General features: G+C 64.0%; 18 protein-coding genes. 8 read left to right on the forward strand and 10 right to left on the reverse strand.

What is annotated here, in order from left to right:
• Positions 1 to 5 precede the first annotated feature (5 nt).
• Positions 6 to 203: a hypothetical protein gene (locus V8J83_RS10160; RefSeq protein WP_439649781.1), complete on the forward strand. Its 198-nt coding sequence runs from the start codon at positions 6 to 8 to the stop codon at positions 201 to 203.
• A 102-nt stretch (positions 204 to 305) separates the two neighbouring features.
• Here V8J83_RS10160 and rlmN read toward each other — a convergent pair whose 3' ends face one another.
• Genes rlmN through V8J83_RS10175 form a run of 3 tightly spaced genes read right to left on the reverse strand, consistent with a single transcriptional unit; the run spans position 306 to position 2,586 of the window.
• Entirely contained in the window at positions 306 to 1,484 is a 1,179-nt protein-coding gene (gene rlmN / locus V8J83_RS10165; protein WP_339986172.1) for a dual-specificity RNA methyltransferase RlmN, read from the reverse strand.
• A 60-nt stretch (positions 1,485 to 1,544) separates the two neighbouring features.
• Positions 1,545 to 2,078 (reverse strand): invasion associated locus B family protein, encoded by a 534-nt coding sequence (locus V8J83_RS10170; RefSeq protein WP_339986174.1) that lies wholly within the window; start codon positions 2,076 to 2,078, stop codon positions 1,545 to 1,547.
• Positions 2,053 to 2,586 (reverse strand): invasion associated locus B family protein, encoded by a 534-nt coding sequence (locus V8J83_RS10175; RefSeq protein WP_339986175.1) that lies wholly within the window; start codon positions 2,584 to 2,586, stop codon positions 2,053 to 2,055. Before V8J83_RS10175 ends, V8J83_RS10170 begins: the two co-directional genes overlap by 26 nt.
• 173 nt (positions 2,587 to 2,759) lie before the next feature.
• Between V8J83_RS10175 and V8J83_RS10180 the strand changes: the two genes are divergently transcribed.
• Entirely contained in the window at positions 2,760 to 3,773 is a 1,014-nt protein-coding gene (locus tag V8J83_RS10180; RefSeq protein ID WP_339986176.1) for an asparaginase, read from the forward strand.
• Here V8J83_RS10180 and V8J83_RS10185 read toward each other — a convergent pair.
• From V8J83_RS10185 to V8J83_RS10205, 5 genes are all read right to left on the reverse strand, one after another.
• Positions 3,770 to 5,929: an ATP-binding protein gene (locus V8J83_RS10185; RefSeq protein ID WP_339986177.1), complete on the reverse strand. Its 2,160-nt coding sequence runs from the start codon at positions 5,927 to 5,929 to the stop codon at positions 3,770 to 3,772. The genes V8J83_RS10180 and V8J83_RS10185 overlap by 4 nt on opposite strands.
• Before the next feature lie 212 nt (positions 5,930 to 6,141).
• Positions 6,142 to 7,317, reverse strand: coding sequence for an acetyl-CoA C-acyltransferase family protein (locus V8J83_RS10190; RefSeq protein ID WP_339986178.1), 1,176 nt, complete (start codon positions 7,315 to 7,317; stop codon positions 6,142 to 6,144).
• An 11-nt stretch (positions 7,318 to 7,328) separates the two neighbouring features.
• Complete coding sequence (locus V8J83_RS10195; protein WP_339986179.1) at positions 7,329 to 8,105, reverse strand: metallophosphoesterase; 777 nt, start codon at positions 8,103 to 8,105, stop codon at positions 7,329 to 7,331.
• 39 nt (positions 8,106 to 8,144) lie between these two features.
• Entirely contained in the window at positions 8,145 to 9,740 is a 1,596-nt protein-coding gene (gene serA / locus V8J83_RS10200; protein ID WP_339986180.1) for a phosphoglycerate dehydrogenase, read from the reverse strand.
• A 75-nt stretch (positions 9,741 to 9,815) separates the two neighbouring features.
• On the reverse strand, positions 9,816 to 10,982 hold the full coding sequence (locus V8J83_RS10205) for a phosphoserine transaminase (RefSeq protein ID WP_339986181.1): 1,167 nt from the start codon (positions 10,980 to 10,982) through the stop codon (positions 9,816 to 9,818).
• Between the two features lie 292 nt (positions 10,983 to 11,274).
• On the opposite strand from V8J83_RS10205, the gene V8J83_RS10210 reads away from it, so the two are divergent.
• The gene (locus V8J83_RS10210; RefSeq protein ID WP_339986183.1) at positions 11,275 to 11,709 is read left to right on the forward strand and encodes a MarR family winged helix-turn-helix transcriptional regulator; all 435 of its coding nucleotides are present in this window, start codon (positions 11,275 to 11,277) and stop codon (positions 11,707 to 11,709) included.
• A gap of 108 nt (positions 11,710 to 11,817) precedes the next feature.
• On the opposite strand, the gene V8J83_RS10215 is transcribed toward V8J83_RS10210, so the two are convergent.
• Positions 11,818 to 12,615: a hormone-sensitive lipase gene (locus tag V8J83_RS10215; RefSeq protein ID WP_339986185.1), complete on the reverse strand. Its 798-nt coding sequence runs from the start codon at positions 12,613 to 12,615 to the stop codon at positions 11,818 to 11,820.
• Positions 12,616 to 12,709: 94 nt separating this feature from the next.
• Here V8J83_RS10215 and V8J83_RS10220 point away from each other — a divergent pair, with 94 nt between their 5' ends.
• Genes V8J83_RS10220 through V8J83_RS10235 form a run of 4 tightly spaced genes read left to right on the forward strand, consistent with a single transcriptional unit; the run spans position 12,710 to position 17,334 of the window.
• Positions 12,710 to 13,369: an ABC transporter ATP-binding protein gene (locus V8J83_RS10220; RefSeq protein ID WP_339986186.1), complete on the forward strand. Its 660-nt coding sequence runs from the start codon at positions 12,710 to 12,712 to the stop codon at positions 13,367 to 13,369.
• 2 nt (positions 13,370 to 13,371) lie between these two features.
• Positions 13,372 to 15,762, forward strand: a complete 2,391-nt coding sequence (locus tag V8J83_RS10225) for an FtsX-like permease family protein (RefSeq protein ID WP_339986187.1) — start codon at positions 13,372 to 13,374, stop codon at positions 15,760 to 15,762.
• Positions 15,759 to 16,814 (forward strand): lipocalin-like domain-containing protein, encoded by a 1,056-nt coding sequence (locus V8J83_RS10230; protein ID WP_339986188.1) that lies wholly within the window; start codon positions 15,759 to 15,761, stop codon positions 16,812 to 16,814. Before V8J83_RS10225 ends, V8J83_RS10230 begins: the two co-directional genes overlap by 4 nt.
• Entirely contained in the window at positions 16,807 to 17,334 is a 528-nt protein-coding gene (locus V8J83_RS10235) for a pyridoxamine 5'-phosphate oxidase family protein (RefSeq protein ID WP_339986189.1), read from the forward strand. Before V8J83_RS10230 ends, V8J83_RS10235 begins: the two co-directional genes overlap by 8 nt.
• A gap of 138 nt (positions 17,335 to 17,472) precedes the next feature.
• On the opposite strand, the gene V8J83_RS10240 is transcribed toward V8J83_RS10235, so the two are convergent.
• On the reverse strand, positions 17,473 to 18,960 hold the full coding sequence (locus V8J83_RS10240; protein WP_339986190.1) for an alpha/beta hydrolase: 1,488 nt from the start codon (positions 18,958 to 18,960) through the stop codon (positions 17,473 to 17,475).
• Between the two features lie 106 nt (positions 18,961 to 19,066).
• Between V8J83_RS10240 and serB the strand changes: the two genes are divergently transcribed.
• On the forward strand, positions 19,067 to 19,948 hold the full coding sequence (gene serB, locus V8J83_RS10245) for a phosphoserine phosphatase SerB (protein ID WP_339986191.1): 882 nt from the start codon (positions 19,067 to 19,069) through the stop codon (positions 19,946 to 19,948).
• Positions 19,949 to 20,050 lie beyond the last annotated feature (102 nt).

The following is a 20,050-nucleotide window of genomic DNA, read 5'->3' on the forward strand; positions in this document are numbered from 1 at the left end:
GTATCTTGGAGGATATTATGAAGAAACTTGCTCTCGCTGCTGCTCTGTCGGTTGTCGCCACTGGCGCATTCGCAGGCGGCTACCAAGAACCGGCTCACATCGAGCCCGTGGTCATCGTTGAAGACACCGGCTCCTCGGCCGGCGGCATCCTGGTGCCCGCCATCGCCGTGCTCCTGCTGGTTCTGGCACTGCATCACTCCTGATCTTCGGATCTCGAGAACGACATTGAATTGGCGCTGCCTTCGGGCGGCGCCTTTTCTTTTGTGCAAAACTCTGCCGCCAAACCGACGGTGCCGCCCGAGGGGTTAGAGCCCCGCTTCCGCCTCGATCTGCTTTTTGGACTTTCGCTCACGCTCGGTCGCTGACTTCAGCTGACCGCACGCCGCCATGATATCCTCGCCGCGTGGCGTCCGGATTGGCGACGCATAGCCGGCCTTGTAGACGATATCCGCAAACCGCTCGATCCGTTCCCAATCCGACCGCTCATAAGGCGCGCCGGGCCATTCGTTGAACGGGATCAGGTTGATCTTCGCGGGGATCCCCTTGATCAGCTTTACCAAGCGCCGGGCATCTTCATCGCTGTCGTTCACATCCTTCAGCATCACATATTCAAACGTGATCCGCTCGGAATTCGACGCCTTCGGATAGGCGCGAAGGGCATCCAGCAACTCGGCAATCGGCCAGCGCTTGTTGATCGGCACCAGCGTATCGCGCACGTCGTCGGTCGTCGCGTGGAAGCTTACGGCCAGTTGGCAACCGATCTCTTCCGCCGTGCGCGCAATCTCGGGCACCACACCAGAGGTCGACAAGGTGATCCGCCGCCGCGACAGGCTGATGCCTTCGGGATCCATCGCAATTTTCATCGCGTCGCGTACGTTCTCGAAATTGTAAAGCGGCTCGCCCATACCCATCAAAACGATGTTCGACACCAGCCGGGGCTTCGCATCGCTGCCTTCCCCGGTGGCGGTCCATTCATCCAGATCGTCGCGCGCCAACATCACCTGTCCGATGATCTCTCCGGCGGTCAGATTCCGGACCAGCTTCTGCGTTCCGGTATGACAGAACGAACAGGTCAACGTGCAGCCAACCTGACTCGAAATGCACAACGTCCCGCGATCGACTTCGGGGATATAGACAACCTCGACCTCATGGCCGCCCGCAATCCGGACAAGGTATTTCCGCGTCCCATCGGCGCTGACCTGCTTGGACACAACCTCGGGCACCTCTGCCACGAAGGTTTCCGCAAGCATCGCGCGGTAGTCTTTCGACAGGTTCGTCATCGCCGCAAAGTCGCGGACACCCTTCTGATACAGCCATTGCCAGATCTGCCCGGTCCGCATGTTGGCCTGCCTCTCCGGCGTTCCGGCCTCGATCAACGCCGCACGCAACCCGTCCCGCGTCAGTCCGATCAAATTGACCGGCCCGTCGGGCAGCTTGCGTTTGATCGTGGCGACGTCTTGCGTGATGGGCGCAGTGGCGGTCATGGCGAAATTCCTTGGGAAGTCGCGCCGACATATAGGATCATACGCGCTCGCGCAAATGCCCTAGTTGCTACACCGGACCTGCGCATCGTCCATCGCCGCCGAAAACCCGGTCAGGCTGAAGGTGTCGGCGACCTGTGTGCCGCGCGACGAAACGGCGGTCACGACCACTTCGGAACCGTCCCGCATGGCCGCGATGATGCGGGCATCCGCGGCTGGGGATCCAGCCCAGGACATTGGACCTTCGGTGAACAATTCGAACGTGGTTTCGCCGGCCTGTAGGGAAACGGTGCTGCCGTCCGCAAACGGGTACCCGCCGGTGTAACTGACCTCGGCCAAGCGACCGTCAGCGGGCCAGAACGAGATAAACAGAACCGCCTCGTCCCTCCGGATGCTCGCCGTGACGTCCTCGCCGTCACGGGTCGCGACCGTACTGGCCGGGGTCGACGTCACCCAGCATTGCGTCGGGTTCTCCTGCACATATACCGACCACGCCGTCCGGTCCTGGGCATGGGCGGACCCGAGGGTCAGGGCAAAAGCAGCCCCCAAGGCAAGGCCAACGCGCACCCGATCAGCTTCCGCAGCGGGTTTCCGCATCCTCGACGGCGGCGGTAAAGCCCAACAGGCTGAAGGTGTCCTGCGTTTGCGTACCCCGCGACGACCGCGCCGTAAGAACCGCTTCGGCCCCGCGCTTCATCGCCGTGATGATGCGGTCATCATCCTGCGGTGACGCGGCCCAAGCCATTTCGCCTTCGGTGAACAATTCAAACGTCGTCGAGCCGATTTCGATCGTCACCGTAGAGCCATCGGCAAACGGATAGCCGCCGGTAAAGCTGACCTCTCCAAGACGCTCCTGGCCCGGCCAGAACGAGACAAACATCAGGATTTCGCCACGCCGCACCGACACAACGCGTCCATCGCGGGTGTTCACGGTTTCCGACGGGGTCGACACGACCCAGCATTGCGTCGGATCGTCCTCGATGAATACCGACCAATCGGTTTCAGCATTCACGCGGTTGGTGGATTCTTCGCCTTCCTGTGCGTAGGCAAGTGTCCCCGAAACGAAGAACGCGCCCGCCAGAAGACCAGCAAGATAGTGTTTCATGAATGTCAGAGCCTCCAGCCCCTGGTCTGCCTCTGGTCGGCGCCCTGTTTTTGGGTCACTAAAGTGTCGAACGTCCGACCGTTACTGGGGATAAGTTAGCTGAAACGCGTCGCTGAAAAAAGCCCCGCTGGCGGAATTTTACCGGGCAACAAAGGGAATGGGAGGCAGACGGGATGGCCAACACATCAGATACGCCATTGGTTGAGGTGCATCGCGGCCCGATTCGCGAATGTGTCCACCGCGGGCACGTCGCGATCTGGCACGCTGACACGGGCTTGATCGGGGCCTGGGGCGATGCGCAGGCCCATGTCCTTCCGCGCTCTTCCGCCAAGATGATCCAGGCGCTTCCGCTTGTGGAAAGCGGCGCGGCAGACGCGGCTGGCCTGACGCCGGAACATCTCGCCCTGTCCTGCGCATCGCACAACGGCGCCGCAATCCACACCGAGCGGGTGACGCGCTGGTTGGCCGATCTCGGGTTGGACGAGACGGACCTGCGCTGCGGCCCGCAAGAACCGTCCGATGTGCCCGCGCGCAATGACCTGATCTGCCAGCATGCAACGCCCGATCAACGGCATAACAATTGCTCGGGCAAACACAGCGGCTTCCTCACGCTGACCCGCTATCTGAAGGCCGGACCGGAGTACATCGACCCAGACCACCCGATCCAACGCGCCATCGCCACCGCGACCGCAGACGTGACGGACGAAGCGATCACGGACTACGCCATCGACGGCTGTTCCGCGCCGAACTTCGCCGGATCGCTGAGTGGATTTGCCCGCGCCATGGCACATTTCGCTGCGGCCAACGAGGATCAGGGAACACGCGGGAGCGCGATGGTTCGGCTGCGCGAAGCGATGATGACACATCCCGATCTTGTCGCCGGTGAGGGTCGCGCCTGCAGCCGCCTGATGCGGGCCGCATCCAAAAGGGCGGCGGTCAAGACCGGGGCGGAAGGCGTGTTCTTCGCCATCGTGCCCGAGCTCAGGATCGGCGTCGCTCTCAAGATCAGCGATGGTGCAACCCGCGGATCTGAGGCCGCCTTGGCTCAAATCCTTGCAAACCTCGGGATCCTGGATACGGTCGATCCGGTTTTCACCGAACTGACCCATGGGCCGATCCGCAACCGCCGCGAGGTCGACACCGGGCATTACAGGATCGTCGGTGATCTGGAGAAATGGCGCGCTTAGGCGGCGTCCGCTTCATCCACACCCGGCTTCGGGGCTTCGGCGATTTTTGCATGGATCACCGGCATTTTCAGGGGCTTGGTGATGTAATCGTCAATGCCCGCTTCAAGGATCCGCTCGCGATCGCCTTCCAACGCATGCGCCGTCATCGCGATGATGTGGACGCGCGGTAATCCCTGCGCGGTCTCCTCCGCGCGGATCGCCTGCGCCGCGTCCAGCCCATCCATGCCCGGCATGGAGATATCCGTCATGATCAAATCCGGCGGATTGGCCTTGTAAGCCGCGACCAGCTCTGCACCGTCATTGACAAGTTCAAGCTCCAGATCGAGGCCCTTGATCATCGATTTGAATACCAATTGATTGGTCTTGTTGTCTTCCGCCGCCAAAAGGCGAAGCTTGACGGGCTCAGGCGTCGATACCTCTTCGACCACGGCCACAACCGGCGCGACCGGGGGATCAACCACCGCAAGAAGCAACGCCCGCAGCTCCGCCAGATCCATATCCGGCTGGAAGGGCGTGAAGACATCGGCGGCGTCCTCTGCTGATCCAATCCAAAGCAACGGGCCGCTGAAACCGACCGTGTCCAGGGTGGCCCGCACCTCCGCCACCGGAACCGTATCGTCACACAGAACAACCGCCTGCGTGCCGTCCAGATCTCGCTCCGACGGCATCCGCCGAACCTGCGACGGCTCGGCATGCAGGCGCGTCAGGGCGTCCATCACCTGATCCACCGCTTCTCCGGCCCCGCCAATCATCAGGATGCGGGATTGCTCGGGCGGAAGCCCCGCCACCGGCTCGATCCGCGCCTCGGGATCCTCCTCAAGACACATGTCAAACCCGAACGCTGCGCCTTCGCCCGGCTCCGACTGCAGCCACATCGACCCGCCCATCAACTGCACCAGACGCTGCGAAATTGCGAGGCCCAGGCCCGTGCCGTCATGGCGGCGGTTGGCCTCTTCCTCGACCTGATTGAATTCTCCGAACACGTGGGCCTGCTTGTCATGCGGAATGCCGATGCCGGTGTCCTCGACGATGACCTGCAGGTTAAGCTCCCCCTCCACATCCGGCGGCAGTCCCGCCATGACGCGCACCGTCACGCCGCCCTCTTCGGTGAACTTGATCGCATTCCCCACAAGGTTGGTCAGGATCTGACGCACCCGACCCGGATCCCCGATGATCCGATTGGGCAGGAAGATGTCGTAATCCAGCTTCATCTCAAGCGATTTGCCCTCCATCCCCGGCCGCAATAGGCGGAAAATCTCAAGAACCATCGCGTTGAGGTCGAAGCTTTCCTTGCGCAGTTCCAGCTTGCCCGCCTCGATCTTCGAATAATCCAGCACGTCGTTGATGATGACGAGCAGAGCCTCACCGGAATTGCGAATTGTATCGGCACAGAGTTGCTGATCTTCGGTCAGATCCGTCTCACGCAGCAATTCGGCCATCGAGATCACGCCGTTCATCGGCGTTCGTATCTCGTGGCTCATATTCGCAAGGAACGTCGATTTCGCGCGGCTTGCGGCCAGGGCGGCATCGCGCGCGGCGCGCAACTGACGCTCGCGCCGGACATTCGCGGTAATATCAACCGCAATCGAAACGAAATCACCCTGAGGCGTTTGCTTGTCATCCAACCGGATCGACGCGCCGTTCCACAGCTTGATGTCGACGCGCGGGATCGGGTTCATTTCCCAACGCGCGACCATCCGATCCACCCAATCCTCCGGGCTTTCGCCTTGCAGATCGACAACCCCCTCATCAACCGCAACGCGCAGAATCGCCTCGTAGCTGGCTCCCTCCGCAACATCGCCCACACCATCGAAAGCACCGAAAAAGGCGGGGTTGCCGGCGACCAGACGCCAGTCGCGGTCAAATACCGCGAACCCATCATCCGTGGCGCGCAGGGCGTCCCAAAGCCTGCGCTGCGCCGTCACCGCGCGTTCGGTCGCGACCTCAAGCCTGGCTTCGCTTTGCGCCGCGCGCCCCAGAAGGCTGGCGTTTTCCTCACGTTGTTCGATGACCTGGTAAGACAGCGCCTCGGCGTGTTCGGCCAGCTTCCGGTTCGCTGCGTACAATTCCTCCGAGCGCAGGGCGAGCAATTGCTCGGCCTGGAGGCGGGCGCGGCGTTCCTGCGCCAAACGCTCCATCGTGCTGCTCGAAGTCATGTCCTGCGTCACGCAATTAAGGGTTGTACGGCCCCTTGTTGTGAGGGGAGTCGCTGAAAATCAGGTTAATTGCGGAAGAAAGCTCCCCCTGTACCCTTGCATCGTTGAAACCATGGCGGCGCACACGGCATCCGGACGGCCAAGGGGCCTTCGTATTCATCTGTTTCGATGTATATACATCCATCGCAGAGCGACGGATCAAGCGATGATTCTCATAGACGTTCGATCGCAAGGGCAATCCCCTGCCCCCCGCCAATGCACATCGTGATCAGCGCTTTCGACCCACCGATCCGCTCCAGCTCATAAAGCGCCTTAACGGTGATGATCGCCCCGGTCGCCCCAACCGGATGTCCCAGCGCAATCGCGCCGCCGTTGGGGTTCACCTTTTCGGGGTCCAGAGCCAGCCCCTTGTTCACCGCAATCGCCTGCGCCGCGAAGGCTTCGTTGGATTCGATCACATCAAAATCGCTTATCTTTAGCCCCGTCTTCGACAGCAAATTTTCTACAGCGGGCACCGGACCGATCCCCATCACCTCCGGCCGCACACCGGCATGTGCATACCCCAGAACCCGTGCCTTCGGCGTCAATCCGGCGCTCGAAGCCGCGTCGCTCCGTGCCAACACCAACGCCGCCGCACCGTCGTTGATCCCGCTGGCATTGCCCGCCGTCACACGGCCGTCCTTCTGGAACACCGCGCGCAGCCCGCCGAGCGCCTCCATCGACGTCGCCTTGGGATGTTCATCAACCTCGAACGGCACCATGTCGCGCTTCACCCGGATCTCCACCGGCACGATCTGATCCGCGAACCGGCCTTCGGAGATCGCCCGCGCCGCGCGCTCCTGCGAGGCCATCGCGAAAGCATCCATCTGCGCGCGCGTCACGTCATGCTCATCGGCGACGTTTTCGGCCGTCACACCCATATGCCCGGTCCCGAACGGGCAATTCAGCGCCCCCAGCATCATGTCGAGCGTCTTTACATCGCCCATCTTCTGGCCAAACCGCGCCTGCGGGATCACGTACGGCGAACGGCTCATGCTCTCGGCGCCACCTGCAAGGCCGAACTCCGCATCGCCCATCGCCAGCGACTGGATCACCGATACAATCGCCTGCGCGCCGGATCCGCAAAGGCGGTTCACATTCATCGCCGGCACCGTTTCCGGGACACCGGCCTGCATCGCGGCAACGCGGCTCAGGTACATATCGCGCGGCTCGGTATTGATGACATGGCCGAAGGTCACATGGCCGATCTGCCCGCCTTCGACCCCGGCGCGCTCCAGCGCGGCCTTGGCCACCACGGTGCCGGTCTCAATCGGCGCGGTCCCCGCCAGCGATCCACCAAAGGTGCCAATCGCGGTCCGCGCACCCGATAGGATAACAATCTCGTCCATCTCTCACTCCCTCATGCGGGCGACAGCGAAACCATCACCCATTCCGGCGGCGCGCCGATGCGAAGGGGAAAGGTCGTATACCCCAACCCCCCCGACACGATCAGCCGCCGTTCCTCCATAGCATGCAAACCATAGGCCAGCCGTCCACCATAACGTGACGGCGTCACGGGGCGCCAACCGGCAAGGTTGATCTGCCCGCCATGGATATGCCCGCTCAGCTGCAAGGCCGCATCGCGGTGCTGAGGCTCAAGGAAGTAATCCGGCTCATGGGCCATCAAGACAACGCTGGCATCGGGCGGCACATCGCGGAATGCCTGGTCGGGATCATGCCGCGCATCCGGGCGCTTCGGGCGGCCAATGCCCTGCTGCGAATCGAACCCCACAAGCCAGGCGTCTTCCCCAAGATCGACCGCCGCGTTTGAAAGAACCGGAATGCCCATAGCCTCCAAGGCGCCGACGACACCAGTCGTGGTGAACCCGTTGCGTCGCGCCTCAGGGCAATCCTTCCAATCGTGGTTCCCGAGGCTCGCGAACACACCCTTTGGCGCGCGAAGGCCGCCCAATACCTGCGCGATATCCTCCGCAGGAACGGGGGTGCCCCCCATCACGCGCCGCGAAAGGAAATCCCCCGCCAGGCACACCAGATCCGGCGCCTCATCCTGAACCGCCTCCACCACCTGCGCCATCGCCTCCAGCGGCGACCACGGATCGCAAATGTGAAAGTCGCTCAGAAGTGCAATGCGCAGGGTCGGGGCCCGCCACAGGGTCGAGCACACCTCATAGCGCACCACCCTTGGCCTGCCGCCGAACCCACGCACGCCCGCGTCTCAGGCCGCGTCGAATTGCAGGGGCTTCACCTGCTGGAACATCCCCGTCGCCATCAGATCATCCAACGCCTTCGCAGGCGGCGGCGCATCAAGATACAACAGCGCAATCGCCTCCCCCTTCGGCCCGGACCGCCCAAGCGTGAAGTTCGCGATATTCACGGAATTCGCCCCCATCGTCTGGCCCAACGTCCCGATGATCCCCGGCATGTCCTCGTTGGTGGTGTAGAGCATATGCTCGCCAATCTCCGCGTCGATGTTGATGCCCTTGATCTGGATGAAGCGCGGCTTGCCGTCGCTGAACACCGTCCCGGCAATCGACCGCTCGCGCTCATCGGTCTTCACGACCAGGCGTATATACCCGTCGAACACTCCGGTCTTGTCCTGCGTCGTCTGCGACAACTCGATCCCGCGTTCCTTAGCGATCACGGGGGCCGACACCATGTTCACATCCGGGTTCGTCGCCTTCATCACACCGGCAATCGCCGCACAGTCGAGCGCCTTGAGGTTCATCGCCGTGACAACCCCGTTATAGACCACGTCGATGCTCTTGATCGGCTCGTTGGTGAGCTGCCCCACAAACGCACCAAGATGCTCGGCCAGCTTGACCCAAGGGCCCATCACGGCGGCTTCCTCCGCAGTGACGCTCGGCATGTTGAGCGCGTTGGACACCGCCCCGGTCAGCAGATAATCCGACATCTGCTCGGCCACCTGCAACGCCACATTCTCCTGCGCCTCTGTCGTCGCAGCCCCCAGATGCGGGGTCACCACGACATTGGGCAGATGGAACAGCGGATTGTCCGTTGCCGGTTCCTGCGCGAAGACATCAAACGCAGCGCCCGCGATATGGCCGGATTTCAGAAGCTCCGCCAAGGCAGCTTCATCCACCAACCCGCCGCGCGCGCAATTGATGATCCGCACGCCCTTCTTGGTCTTGGCCAGATTTTCGGCGCTCAGAATATTCGCCGTCTTCTCGGTGAACGGCACATGCAGCGTGATGAAATCGGCGCGCGGCAGAAGCTCTTCCAGTTCCACCTTGGTGACACCGATCTCCTTGGCGCGCTCTTCGCTCAGGAACGGATCATAGGCCAGCACCTTCATCCTCAGGCCCAGCGCACGGCTGATCACAATCGACCCGATGTTCCCGGCCCCGATCACACCCAGCGTCTTGCCCGTCAACTCGACCCCCATGAACCGCGACTTCTCCCACTTGCCGTCATGGGTGGAGGCACTCGCCTCCGGGATCTGCCGCGCGACGGCAAACATCATCGCAATCGCATGTTCCGCCGTGGTGATCGAATTGCCGAAGGGCGTGTTCATCACGATGATGCCCTTCTTCGATGCGGCGGGAATGTCGACATTGTCGACCCCGATCCCGGCCCGCCCGACAACCTTGAGGCGCGCGGCTTGCGCAATGATCTTCTCCGTCACCTTTGTCGCCGACCGGATCGCGAGGCCGTCATATTGGTCGATCACGGACAGGAGTTTCTCCTTATCCTTGCCGATTGTCGGGTCGAAGGTCACGTCGATGCCACGGTCGCGGAAGATCTGGACGGCGGTTTCGCTCAGCTTGTCTGAAACGAGGACTTTGGGGGCCATGTCAGGCACTCCTTATTCGGGGGTCTGCGCATGGAGCAGACCGAAGATTTGCGTATTTTGGAACAAAGACGGGGATCAGGCCGCAGCCGCCTGCGCGTCGATCTCGGCGTGGAAGGCCCAGTCGAGCCAGAGCAGCATCGCTTGGATATCTGCAAGCTCAACGGTAGCGCCGCACCATATGCGCAAACCCGGCGGAGCGTCGCGGTAAGCGCCCACATCGAACGCCGCGTGCTCTTCCATAAGCCGCTTGGCGACGGCTTTGGCAAACGCCGCCCCATCAACAATGCGCGGGTCGGTGAATTTTAGGCACACCGACGTGTTTGACCGCGTCGCCGGATCAACGGCCAGGTTCTCGATCCAGTCCCGATCCGTGCAGAAGTCCCAGACCGCCTGTGCATTGGCATCCGCCCGCGCGTGCAGGGCAGGCAAGCCACCAAGGCTTTCGGCCCATTCCAGTGCAAAGTGATAATCCTCGACACAAAGCATCGACGGCGTATTGATCGTCGCGCCCGTGAAGATCCCGTCGATCAACTTGCCACCCTTCGTCAGGCGGAAGATCTTCGGCAGCGGCCATTCGGGCGTGTAGCTTTCCAGTCGTTCAATTGCGCGCGGACTCAGGATGATCATCCCGTGCGCGCCTTCGCCCCCCATCACCTTCTGCCAGGAGAAGGTCGTCACATCCAACTTGTCCCAAGGCAGGTCCTGCGCAAACGCCGCGCTGGTCGCATCGCAAATCGTCAGACCTGCGCGATCTGCAGGGATCACATCGCCATTCGGCACCCGCACGCCCGAGGTCGTGCCGTTCCAGGTGAACACGACATCCGTATCCCAATCGACAGCCGCGAGATCCGGCAGCTCGCCATACTCGGCCGTCGTGACCGTGGCATCCAGCTTCAGCTGCTTCACCACATCCGTGACCCAGCCCGCGCCAAAGCTTTCCCATGCCAGCATCGTGCAGGGCCGTGCCCCGAGCAACGACCACATGGCCATCTCCACCGCACCGGTGTCAGACGCCGGAACGATGCCGACCTTATAGCCGTCCGGCACGCCAAGAATCGCAGCGGTCTGGTCGATGACCGACTTCAGAAGACCCTTGCCAACGGCAGCACGATGCGACCGTCCAAGCGGCGCTTGGCGCAAGGCATCCAGGGTCCAGGTGGGGGGTTTGGTACAGGGGCCCGACGAAAAACGTGGGTTCAACGGCTTCGTGACCGGCCTCTGGGCCGGTTGAGTCGTATTCATGATGGTATCCTCACAGATATGCGCCCTTCGTTGGGGAAGGGTGTCCCACCGCCGGGGATATGCGGGGGGCCTCAATCCGACAACCCGTAAAACGCCCCGAACTCGGCATGGACGCATATTTCGCGCAGGTCCACGTTCACGATCGGAAACATGTCCCTACCACTATCAAAATGTGAAAACCGATAGATTGACCCAACAATTGTCAACCTTTCCTGACATTTATCTTGCGTGTGGGTCGGACACGTCGCTATCCTTTAGGTTGTATGCCGTGCAAGGAACCTAGGTAGGGCCCATGAAAGACCAATCGCAATCCCTGACCTTCGACCTTGCCGACTACATGCCATTCCAGATGTCGGTGCTGTCGGCCCGCATGTTCTCGCGCGTTATTGAAGACGCCGGGCTCCAGGTGCCGGAATGGCGCATCATGATGGCATTGCCCGCAAATCAACCTTGCTCGTCGCACGATCTGTGCATCCTTACGGCCATGGATGCCGCCCGGGTCAGCCGCGCGCAACGCCGCCTTGAAGATCTCGACATGATTTCCGTCATCCGCGACAAGGCCGACCGCCGCCGGCTTGTTGTGCAATTGTCCGCTCACGGAACGCAGGAAATCTCGCGCCTGAAATCCGCCGCCCTCGCCGCCGAAAGCCGCCTGCTCGACACCCTCGGCCCAGAAGATCGCGCGCAATTGAAGACCGCGATCTCGGCCCTCTTCGCCAAAGGCTAAGGCACTCGGCTAAAAACCCGGGTCACAGCTTCTGGCCGAACGCCGTGCACCATATGAACGTCGCGCGCCGAGCCTTTCGCCGATGGCGCAGGTTAAAGGCCGGACGCTTTAATCCAACAGAAGCCGCGTCAAGGCACCGTCCGGCTGTTCCAGACCCCCGATGATGCTGAAATGGGTCTCCCCGCTCAACGTGATGGCGTGGGCATCGGCGCCCATACCGGTCCAGATGTTGGGCAGCAGCGCGGTTTGACGCCGGAACTCCGGGCGCTCCTCTGCGCCGACAACGCAATGCACCCGCGCGCCTTCGATGGGGGGCAACAACGCCGGGCTCTCCGCCACGGCTTCGGCTTCACTCAACCGCAACGTCTCGTTCATCGCGGTCCGCCGCAACGGTCGCAAATCATGCAGCCCGGAAATCGACACGGCCCGTTCGATCCGGGCGCTGACCTCGGGCGGCAAACACCCGTCGCAAACCATCCGCATCGCAAGATGCCCCCCGGCGGAATGACCGATCAGCCGAATCGGGCCCGGCACCCGCGTCGCGGCTGCCTCTACCGCACGCGCAACTTCCGCCGTGATCTCCGACACCCGCGCCTCGGGCGTCAGCGTGTAACTCAACGCGGCCACCGCCTGCCCCCGCGCCAATGGCCCCTCCACCAGATGCGCGAAATCACGACCCGAGAACGCCATCCAATATCCGCCATGGATCACGATCGTCAGACCCTGCTCCGCCTGTTCGGGACGATACAGATCGAAAAACTGCCGCGCGCCCGGCCCTGTCGAAACCGCCTCCGACGCATGCCGCGCCCGTGTCTCGGCCGCCCGTTCGGCCCAGCCCGCAACGATGACCTCTGCATCCGCGATATAGGCCCCGTTGGCATAGGCATCGTCCCAATCCGTGATCATCCCACCCCTCCGCTTTGCCTAAAGCGTTCGGCGAAAGGGCGACGCGATGCAATGGGGCGTGGAGATCGCATCTCGGGCTGCTACATCATCGGCCATGAAAGATACGCTGCTCGACCTACAGGACATCCAGAAATCCTATGACGCGACCCCGGTGCTGGCCGGCGTCTCCGTCACCCTGTCCGCGGGCGAAACGCTTGCCCTGACCGGGGAAAGCGGCTCCGGCAAATCCACGTTGCTGCATCTGGCCGGGGGGCTGGACCAACCCGACGCAGGGCGCGTTCTGCTGCACGGGCAGGACATCGGGCAGATGGACGATACCGCCCGGGCCGAGGCCCGTCGCCTGCACATCGGCCTCATTTTTCAGCAGTTCAACCTTGTCCCCTCGCTCACCGTCGGCAGCAACATCGCGCTTCAGGCCCGCCTCGCCGGGCGCCATGATGCCGCCTTCTGCACCACGCTTGGCCATCGGCTCGGCCTGTCCGACCTGACCACGCGCTACCCTGAACAGCTCTCCGGCGGGCAGCAGCAACGCGTTGCCATCGCCCGCGCCCTTGCTCCGAAACCGGCCCTGATCCTCGCGGATGAGCCGACCGGAAACCTTGACGAAGACACCGGCGATGCGGTGCTGTCCCTGCTTCTGGACCTCGTATCGGAAACCGGCGCGGGGCTCTTGATGGTCACCCATTCCCCGCGTCTGGCCGGGCGTCTGTCGCGCCGCATTCACTTGTCGCGCGGGGCGCTGGCCGCCGCGTGACCATGTTCCTGACCGCTCTCCAAAGCCTGTCGTCGCACTGGCGGCATCGCCCCGGCCAGCTGGCCATGCTGGCCATCGGCCTCGCCTTGGCCACGGCCCTCTGGTCCGGCGTGCAAGCCATCAACGCCGAGGCCCGCGCCGCCTATGACCGCGCCGCCGCGACCCTGGGGCAGGATCAATTGGCTCGCCTTGAAGGCCCGGATGGTCGCCCCGTACCCCTGGCCGATTTTATCGCCTTGCGCGCGCAGGGCTACCTCGTGTCTCCGGTGATATCGGGCGAATTGCGCGACGGCGACGGGCGGTTGCGCGTGCTTGGGATCGACCCTCTGACCGCGCCCGCTGCCGCGCAAGGCCCCGCACTCGACGGCGATCTGGATCTCGCCACCTTCTTCACCGACCCCGGCCTTCTTCTCATGACCGAGGCCACGGCGTCGGGCCCCTTGCCCGCGGGCCTGCCCGAATTCGTGCTCTCCGAAACCGTCCCCCCGGCCGCCGCGATCACCGATATCTCCACCGCCGCGCGCCTGCTGGAACAGGTCGATCCGACCTACCTTCTTGTCGCGCCCGAGCAACCCTTTGGCCTGCCCCCCCTGGCCGAGGCGACGGACCTTCGCCTCCGCGCGCCCGAGACCGCCGACGATATCTCCCGCCTGACCGACAGCTTCCATCTGAACCTGACCGCCTTCGGCCTGCTCAGCTTTGGCGTCGGCCTCTTCATCGTGCATGCCGCCATCGGTCTGGCCTTCGAACAACGCCGCGCCTCGGTTCGTACCTTGCGCGCGCTCGGCACGCCGCTGCGCACCGTTCTTCTGGCCCTTGCGCTGGAACTTGCGGTGATCGCGCTGGTGGCCGGGATCATTGGCATATTGCTCGGCTATCTGATCGCCGCCGCCCTCATGCCGGGTGTCGCCGGAACCCTGCGCGGCCTCTATGGCGCCGAGATCGAGGGCATCCTGCGGTTCGACCCGACCTGGGCAATCTCCGCCCTTCTGATCACCTGGATCGGCGCCGCCGCCGCCGCCGTGCAGGCCATGATCCGCACCGCGCGCATGCCGCTTCTCGCTCCCGCCTTGCCGCGTGCCTGGGCGCAGGCATCGGGCCGCATGATCCGATTGCAAGCCGTCGCGGCCCTCGCCCTCTTCGCCCTTGCCATAGCCCTCGCGGGCGTCGGCCAAGGCCTCATCGCAGCCTTCCTCTGCCTCGCGGCGCTCCTCATCGGCGCCGCTCTCATCCTCCCCGCGCTGACCACCGCCGCCCTGCGGCTCCTGCCCACCCGTGGCGCGTTCAGCGAATGGGTTCTTGCCGACACGCGCCAACAGGTTCCCGGCCTCTCCCTTGCCCTGATGGCACTGTTGCTTGCGTTGTCGGCCAATATCGGTGTCTCCACCATGGTCGGCAGTTTCCGCAGCACCTTCACCGGCTGGCTGGATCAACGCCTCGCGTCTGAACTCTACGTCACCGCCGCAAATCCCGCCGAGGCCGCCCGGATCATGGAGGCCATCGAACCCGACGTCGACGCGATCCTGCCGATCATCTCCGCCGATCAGCGCCTCTTCGACCGTCCCGCGCAGATCTTCGGCGTTGTCGATCACCCCACCTATCGCGACGCCTGGCCGCTTCTGTCGCAATCCGAAAACCCGTGGGATCAACTCGCAAACGGCAACGCGGTGCTGATCAACGAACAACTCGCCCGCCGCGAAGACCTCTCCCCCGGCGATACCCTTCCCTTCGCGGGGGGCTTGCCCATCGTCGGGGTCTACTCCGACTACGGCAATCCCAACGGGCAGGCGATTGTGTCCCTAAACCGCTTTGCAGAGACGTTTCCTGACACCCAAGCCTTCCGCTTCGCCCTCCGCATCCCCCCCGATGACGCCCCCGCCATGGCCACCCGCTTGCGCGAAGACTTCGGCCTGCCCACCGACGCCGTCACCAATCAAGCACAGGTAAAGGCCTTCTCCCTCCACGTCTTCGACCAAACCTTTCGCGTCACCGGCGCGCTCAACATCCTCACCCTCGGCGTCGCTGGTATCGCACTCCTGACCAGCCTCCTGACACTCGCCAACCTGCGGCTCCCGCAATTGGCCCCGCTCTGGGCCATCGGCACCTCCCGCGCCACCCTCGCTCGCGTCGAACTGATCCGCGCGCTCGGCCTCGCGATCCTCACCTTCGTCTTTGCCCTGCCGGTTGGACTCGCCCTCGCATGGGTCCTGCTGGCCCTCGTCAATGTCGAGGCGTTCGGCTGGCGCCTGCCGATGCAACTCTTCCCCGGCGACTGGGCCCGCCTCTTCGGCCTCGCGCTGATCGCCGCAGGCCTCGCCGCCCTTGGCCCGGCCCTGCGTCTCGCCCGCATCCCCCCGGCCCGCCTCACCCAGATCTTCGCACAGGAGCGATGATGCGCCTTCTCCTCGCCCTCCTTCTCACCCTCACACACGCCAACGCCCAAGGCTTCGCCGGCCTCGGCACTGCCGCCGACGAGCGTTTCGCCGTGCCGCAACCAAACCCGACCTTCACCTTCCCCACCGACCACGGCCCACATCCCGACTACCGCATCGAATGGTGGTACCTGACCGCAACCCTGCAAGGCCCCGATGGCACCGAATATGGCGTGCAATGGACCCTGTTCCGCAGCGCGCTTGCCCCCGACACGTCCGACACCTGGACCGCGCCGCAGCTCTTCATGGGCCACGCGGGTCTCACCACGCCCACCGCGCATTTCCACGCCGAACGCCTCGCGCGCGGCGGCACCGGGCAGGCAGGCGTCACCTCTGACCCGTTCCGCGCCCATATCGACGATTGGGAAATGGCACCCACCGCGCCCGATGGCGACGCCTACGACGCCCTCCACCTGACCGCGCGCGGACCAGATTTCGCCTACGACCTCGATCTGACGGCGGAGGGCCCCCTGATCTTCCACGGCCAAGATGGCTATTCCGTCAAAAGCGCCGAAGGGCAGGCCAGCTACTACTATTCCCAACCCTTCTACACCGCCACGGGCACGCTTTCCCTTCCCGATGGCGATATCTCCGTCACCGGCACCGCATGGCTCGATCGCGAATGGTCCTCGCAACCGCTCAGCGAGGATCAACTGGGCTGGGATTGGTTCTCCCTGCAATTCGAAGACGGCGCGCGCATGATGGCCTTCGCCCTGCGCTCCGATGCCGGGCCCGCCTTCACCTCCGCCACCTGGATCAACCCCGATGGCACGACGCAATCCTACGGCGACGGCCATGTGTACCTCACACCGCTCGCCACCTCCGAGGTCGCCGACCGCACCATTCCGACCGAATGGCAGATCACCTTCCCCGACCGCGACATCGACATCCGCACCGCTCCGGTGAATGCGCAAAGCTGGATGGACACCAGTTTCCCCTATTGGGAAGGCCCGATCACCTTCACCGGCACCCACGCAGGGCGCGGCTACCTAGAGATGACAGGATATGAGTGATCCATCCCTAAACGGCCTGTTAGAGACTGTCTGGCAACACCTCGCACGCGGCACCGCCGACCGTCATCACCCCGCGCGTCACCCCACATTGGCGACCCTGACGCCCGATGGCCCCGACCTCCGCACCCTCGTGCTGCGCGCCATTGACCGCGCCGAAAACACGCTCGAATTCCACACCGATGCCGCCTCCCCCAAGGCCGCCCACATCGCTGGCAATCCCGCCATCGCGCTCCATGTCTGGGTGCCCAAAGCCCGCCTGCAAATCCGCGCCCGCGGAACCGCCCGGATCGCGCAAGGCGACCCCGCCCTCTTCGCGCAACTCCCCGAACAGGCGCAGGCCAATTACACCGGCCCCACCCCCGGCACACCTCTGCCAGCCAAGGCCGCGCAAACCGCGCCCCGCTTCGCCCGCCTCCTCTGCACCCTGACCGAGATCGACGCGCTGACCCTCTCCGATCCGCACCAGCGCGCGCTCTTCCAAGCCGCCGACACCTGGCAGGGCCAGTGGATCGCGCCCTGACAAATGCCCGGTGCCCTGCTTCCTTGTTTCAAAAATACTCCGGGGAGTGTGAGGGGCTGGCCCCTCACCGCCTGAGCCCAAAGCGCGACGGCGCGACGGCGAGGCAAACAAATCGCGGGCCATGCCCGCCCCGTCAGATCACGCGCCCAACCGCTCCACATACATCGGGAACGACACTCCCAACGCCCAGCCCAACAAAAGGCCAAGACCGATCCCAACCGCCAGAACCGATCCCGTGCGCCGCCCGACCCAACGCCCCATCATCCCGAAGGTCGCGTAGAACAACACGATCACCGGGAAGATCAGCACGAGGAAGAACAACCGCTCGAAATCCAGCGCCACCGCCATCGCCAACGACCCAAGGAACGCGCCCCGCACGACAATCCGCTGCCACAACACGGCCGCCGTCCCCCGCGTCAGCACCGCGTCCCCCCACATCGCCAACACCGCGCCCGGCACAATCGCCAGGATGATCGGCACCCGTCCCGCATGCGGCACGAAAGACGCCACATAGCGGTCCATCAACAAGCCGAACACACCAATCCCGAACCCGGCCAGCAACACGCCCCAAAGCCAACCGCGCAGCTCCGGTCGCCAGCCCGCGATCCACGCGCCCCCCAACACGAAAAGGCCGTACAGGCCCAGATGCACGGCAAGGTAATCCGCCACCAAAACCGGCAAGACACCGACCTCGATCTGCACCGCCACCAAGGGCGCAATCACCGCCGGCACCAGCGCAAGCACCCAGAACACCCGCCGTGGCACGGCCTCCGGCGCCGCGCCTTCCGGCAGCAACCCCGCCAACGGGCGCGCCAACATCACCGCCCCCGCCAGCATCAGGATGATCCCAAGGCCCAGCCGCGCAACCTCCGCCTCGCCGCTGCGCCCAAGGCTCGCATTGGCCCAATCCACCGCCTCGCGCAGACCTTCGGGCGCCCACAAGATCGCAACATGTTCCGCAAAGGGCACCGCCACGGCCCGCCGCGCAAACCCGTTTCCGGGCTGGCCCACGGTCTCGCCCTCAACGGCGTCCAAATCGCCCATCACACGCCGCGCCTCTGCCCGAAGCGCGCCCTCCCAGGCCCCGTTCAGGATCAGAAGGTTCTCCGGCGCGTCTTCCGTCACCGCCTGTGAAAAAACCGATATCCCAATGACCGACACCACCCTCGCATCCGCAATGCCCGCCCGCACCACCAGATCCGAGGACATCGAATGCCCGACCATCACCACCTGCGGCTCCGCCCCGGGGCGCGCCACCGCCCAATCCGTCACCCGCGCGATCTCCTCCAAAAGGATCCGCGTGGTCCCGTCGATCGATGTCACATCGCCCGACATCGGCACCGGATTGCGCCCGTGCCCCTCCAGATCCAGCGCCACCGCGATATAGCCCGCCCGCGCAAAGCTTTCCGACCAGGCGGCCATCATCTGCCGCGATCCGGCAAAGCCATGCACGATCACCGCAACCGGCCCAGCCTCCGCGCTGCGCGTCACGGTCACGGGCGTCGTGCCCACCCGATCATGCGTAATCTCCAGACCGGCGCGCGGGCGTTCCAGCAAAACCACCCCCACAACCAGCGCCAGCACCGCAAACACCCCGAAGGCCCAGCTTTTCCACCTGTGTTCCATCGCCCACCAGATAGCGCGGCGGCGCGCCCGCGCCAATCCGCTGGTCCCCAAAAGCCGCACCACCTATGGTGTTCCAAACCCACCGATAGCGACGGACGCCTGGCCCATGTTCACCGTGACCCTGATGACCAATTCCGCGATGTTCCTCGACCGCGAAATGGTCGCGAACCTGCGCAATGCGATGGGCGGCGGCGACGCGATCTGGCTCGACCCCAATCACGCCGCGGAATTCGACGTCCAAAAGGTTCCCAAAGGCATCGACACCGTCTGGCAAAGCCTGTCCGCGGAAGGCGTCGATCTGGTTGTGCAGCCCTCCGACGGTCGCAAGAAGCGCATGCTGCTCGCCGATATGGACAGCACGATGATCCAGCAGGAATGCATCGACGAACTCGCCGCCGAGGCCGGGTTCGGTGATCGCGTCGCGGCCATCACCGCCCGCGCCATGAACGGCGAACTCGATTTCGAAAAGGCGCTCACCGAGCGCGTCGGCCTCCTGAAGGGCCTGCCCGAGGCCACGATCCAACGCGTCCTCGACAGCCGCATCACCCTGATGCCCGGCGGTCCCACGCTGCTGGCCACGATGCGCGCAAACGGTGCCCATTGCGCGCTGGTCTCGGGCGGGTTCACCGCCTTCACCGCCGCCATCGCCGCACAACTCGGGTTCCATGAACACCACGCCAACACCCTGAAGGTTGAAAACGGCACCCTGACCGGAGAAGTCGCGCGCCCCATCCTTGGACGCGATGCCAAGGTCGAAGCCCTCCAGGCGATCAGCGTGGCGCAGGGCCTCGCGCCGTCCGACGTGCTCGCCGTGGGCGACGGGGCCAATGACCTCGGCATGCTGGAACTCGCGGGCACCGGCGTCGCGCTGCATGCCAAACCCGCCGTGCAGGCTCAGGCCGACATCCGCATCAACCACGGCGACCTGACCGCGCTTCTGTTCCTGCAGGGCTACACCAAGGCCGATTTCGTTGTAGGTGGGTCATAGCCACTGACCGATTCGGAGAGCTGGAATATCTTGTGGTATTGGCGTTGGGATCACCAACTAATGGTGCCACCCCATAGGTTTTCAATTGGCTTTTCTGATGTA

The sequence above is a fragment of the Gymnodinialimonas ulvae genome (assembly GCF_037543845.1).
GTDB lineage: Bacteria > Pseudomonadota > Alphaproteobacteria > Rhodobacterales > Rhodobacteraceae > Gymnodinialimonas > Gymnodinialimonas ulvae.

Excerpts from the sequence above, each read along its gene's own strand:
- rlmN (WP_339986172.1), bottom strand. The coding sequence starts at position 1,484 with ATGACCGCCACTGCGCCCATCACGCAAGACGTCGCCACGATCAAACGC.
- V8J83_RS10170 (WP_339986174.1), bottom strand. The coding sequence starts at position 2,078 with ATGCGGAAACCCGCTGCGGAAGCTGATCGGGTGCGCGTTGGCCTTGCC.
- V8J83_RS10175 (WP_339986175.1), bottom strand. The coding sequence starts at position 2,586 with ATGAAACACTATCTTGCTGGTCTTCTGGCGGGCGCGTTCTTCGTTTCG.
- V8J83_RS10180 (WP_339986176.1), top strand. The coding sequence starts at position 2,760 with ATGGCCAACACATCAGATACGCCATTGGTTGAGGTGCATCGCGGCCCG.
- V8J83_RS10185 (WP_339986177.1), bottom strand. The coding sequence starts at position 5,929 with ATGACTTCGAGCAGCACGATGGAGCGTTTGGCGCAGGAACGCCGCGCC.
- V8J83_RS10190 (WP_339986178.1), bottom strand. The coding sequence starts at position 7,317 with ATGGACGAGATTGTTATCCTATCGGGTGCGCGGACCGCGATTGGCACC.
- serA (WP_339986180.1), bottom strand. The coding sequence starts at position 9,740 with ATGGCCCCCAAAGTCCTCGTTTCAGACAAGCTGAGCGAAACCGCCGTC.
- V8J83_RS10205 (WP_339986181.1), bottom strand. The coding sequence starts at position 10,982 with ATGAATACGACTCAACCGGCCCAGAGGCCGGTCACGAAGCCGTTGAAC.
- V8J83_RS10210 (WP_339986183.1), top strand. The coding sequence starts at position 11,275 with ATGAAAGACCAATCGCAATCCCTGACCTTCGACCTTGCCGACTACATG.
- V8J83_RS10215 (WP_339986185.1), bottom strand. The coding sequence starts at position 12,615 with ATGATCACGGATTGGGACGATGCCTATGCCAACGGGGCCTATATCGCG.
- V8J83_RS10220 (WP_339986186.1), top strand. The coding sequence starts at position 12,710 with ATGAAAGATACGCTGCTCGACCTACAGGACATCCAGAAATCCTATGAC.
- V8J83_RS10225 (WP_339986187.1), top strand. The coding sequence starts at position 13,372 with ATGTTCCTGACCGCTCTCCAAAGCCTGTCGTCGCACTGGCGGCATCGC.
- V8J83_RS10230 (WP_339986188.1), top strand. The coding sequence starts at position 15,759 with ATGATGCGCCTTCTCCTCGCCCTCCTTCTCACCCTCACACACGCCAAC.
- V8J83_RS10235 (WP_339986189.1), top strand. The coding sequence starts at position 16,807 with ATGAGTGATCCATCCCTAAACGGCCTGTTAGAGACTGTCTGGCAACAC.
- V8J83_RS10240 (WP_339986190.1), bottom strand. The coding sequence starts at position 18,960 with ATGGAACACAGGTGGAAAAGCTGGGCCTTCGGGGTGTTTGCGGTGCTG.
- serB (WP_339986191.1), top strand. The coding sequence starts at position 19,067 with ATGTTCACCGTGACCCTGATGACCAATTCCGCGATGTTCCTCGACCGC.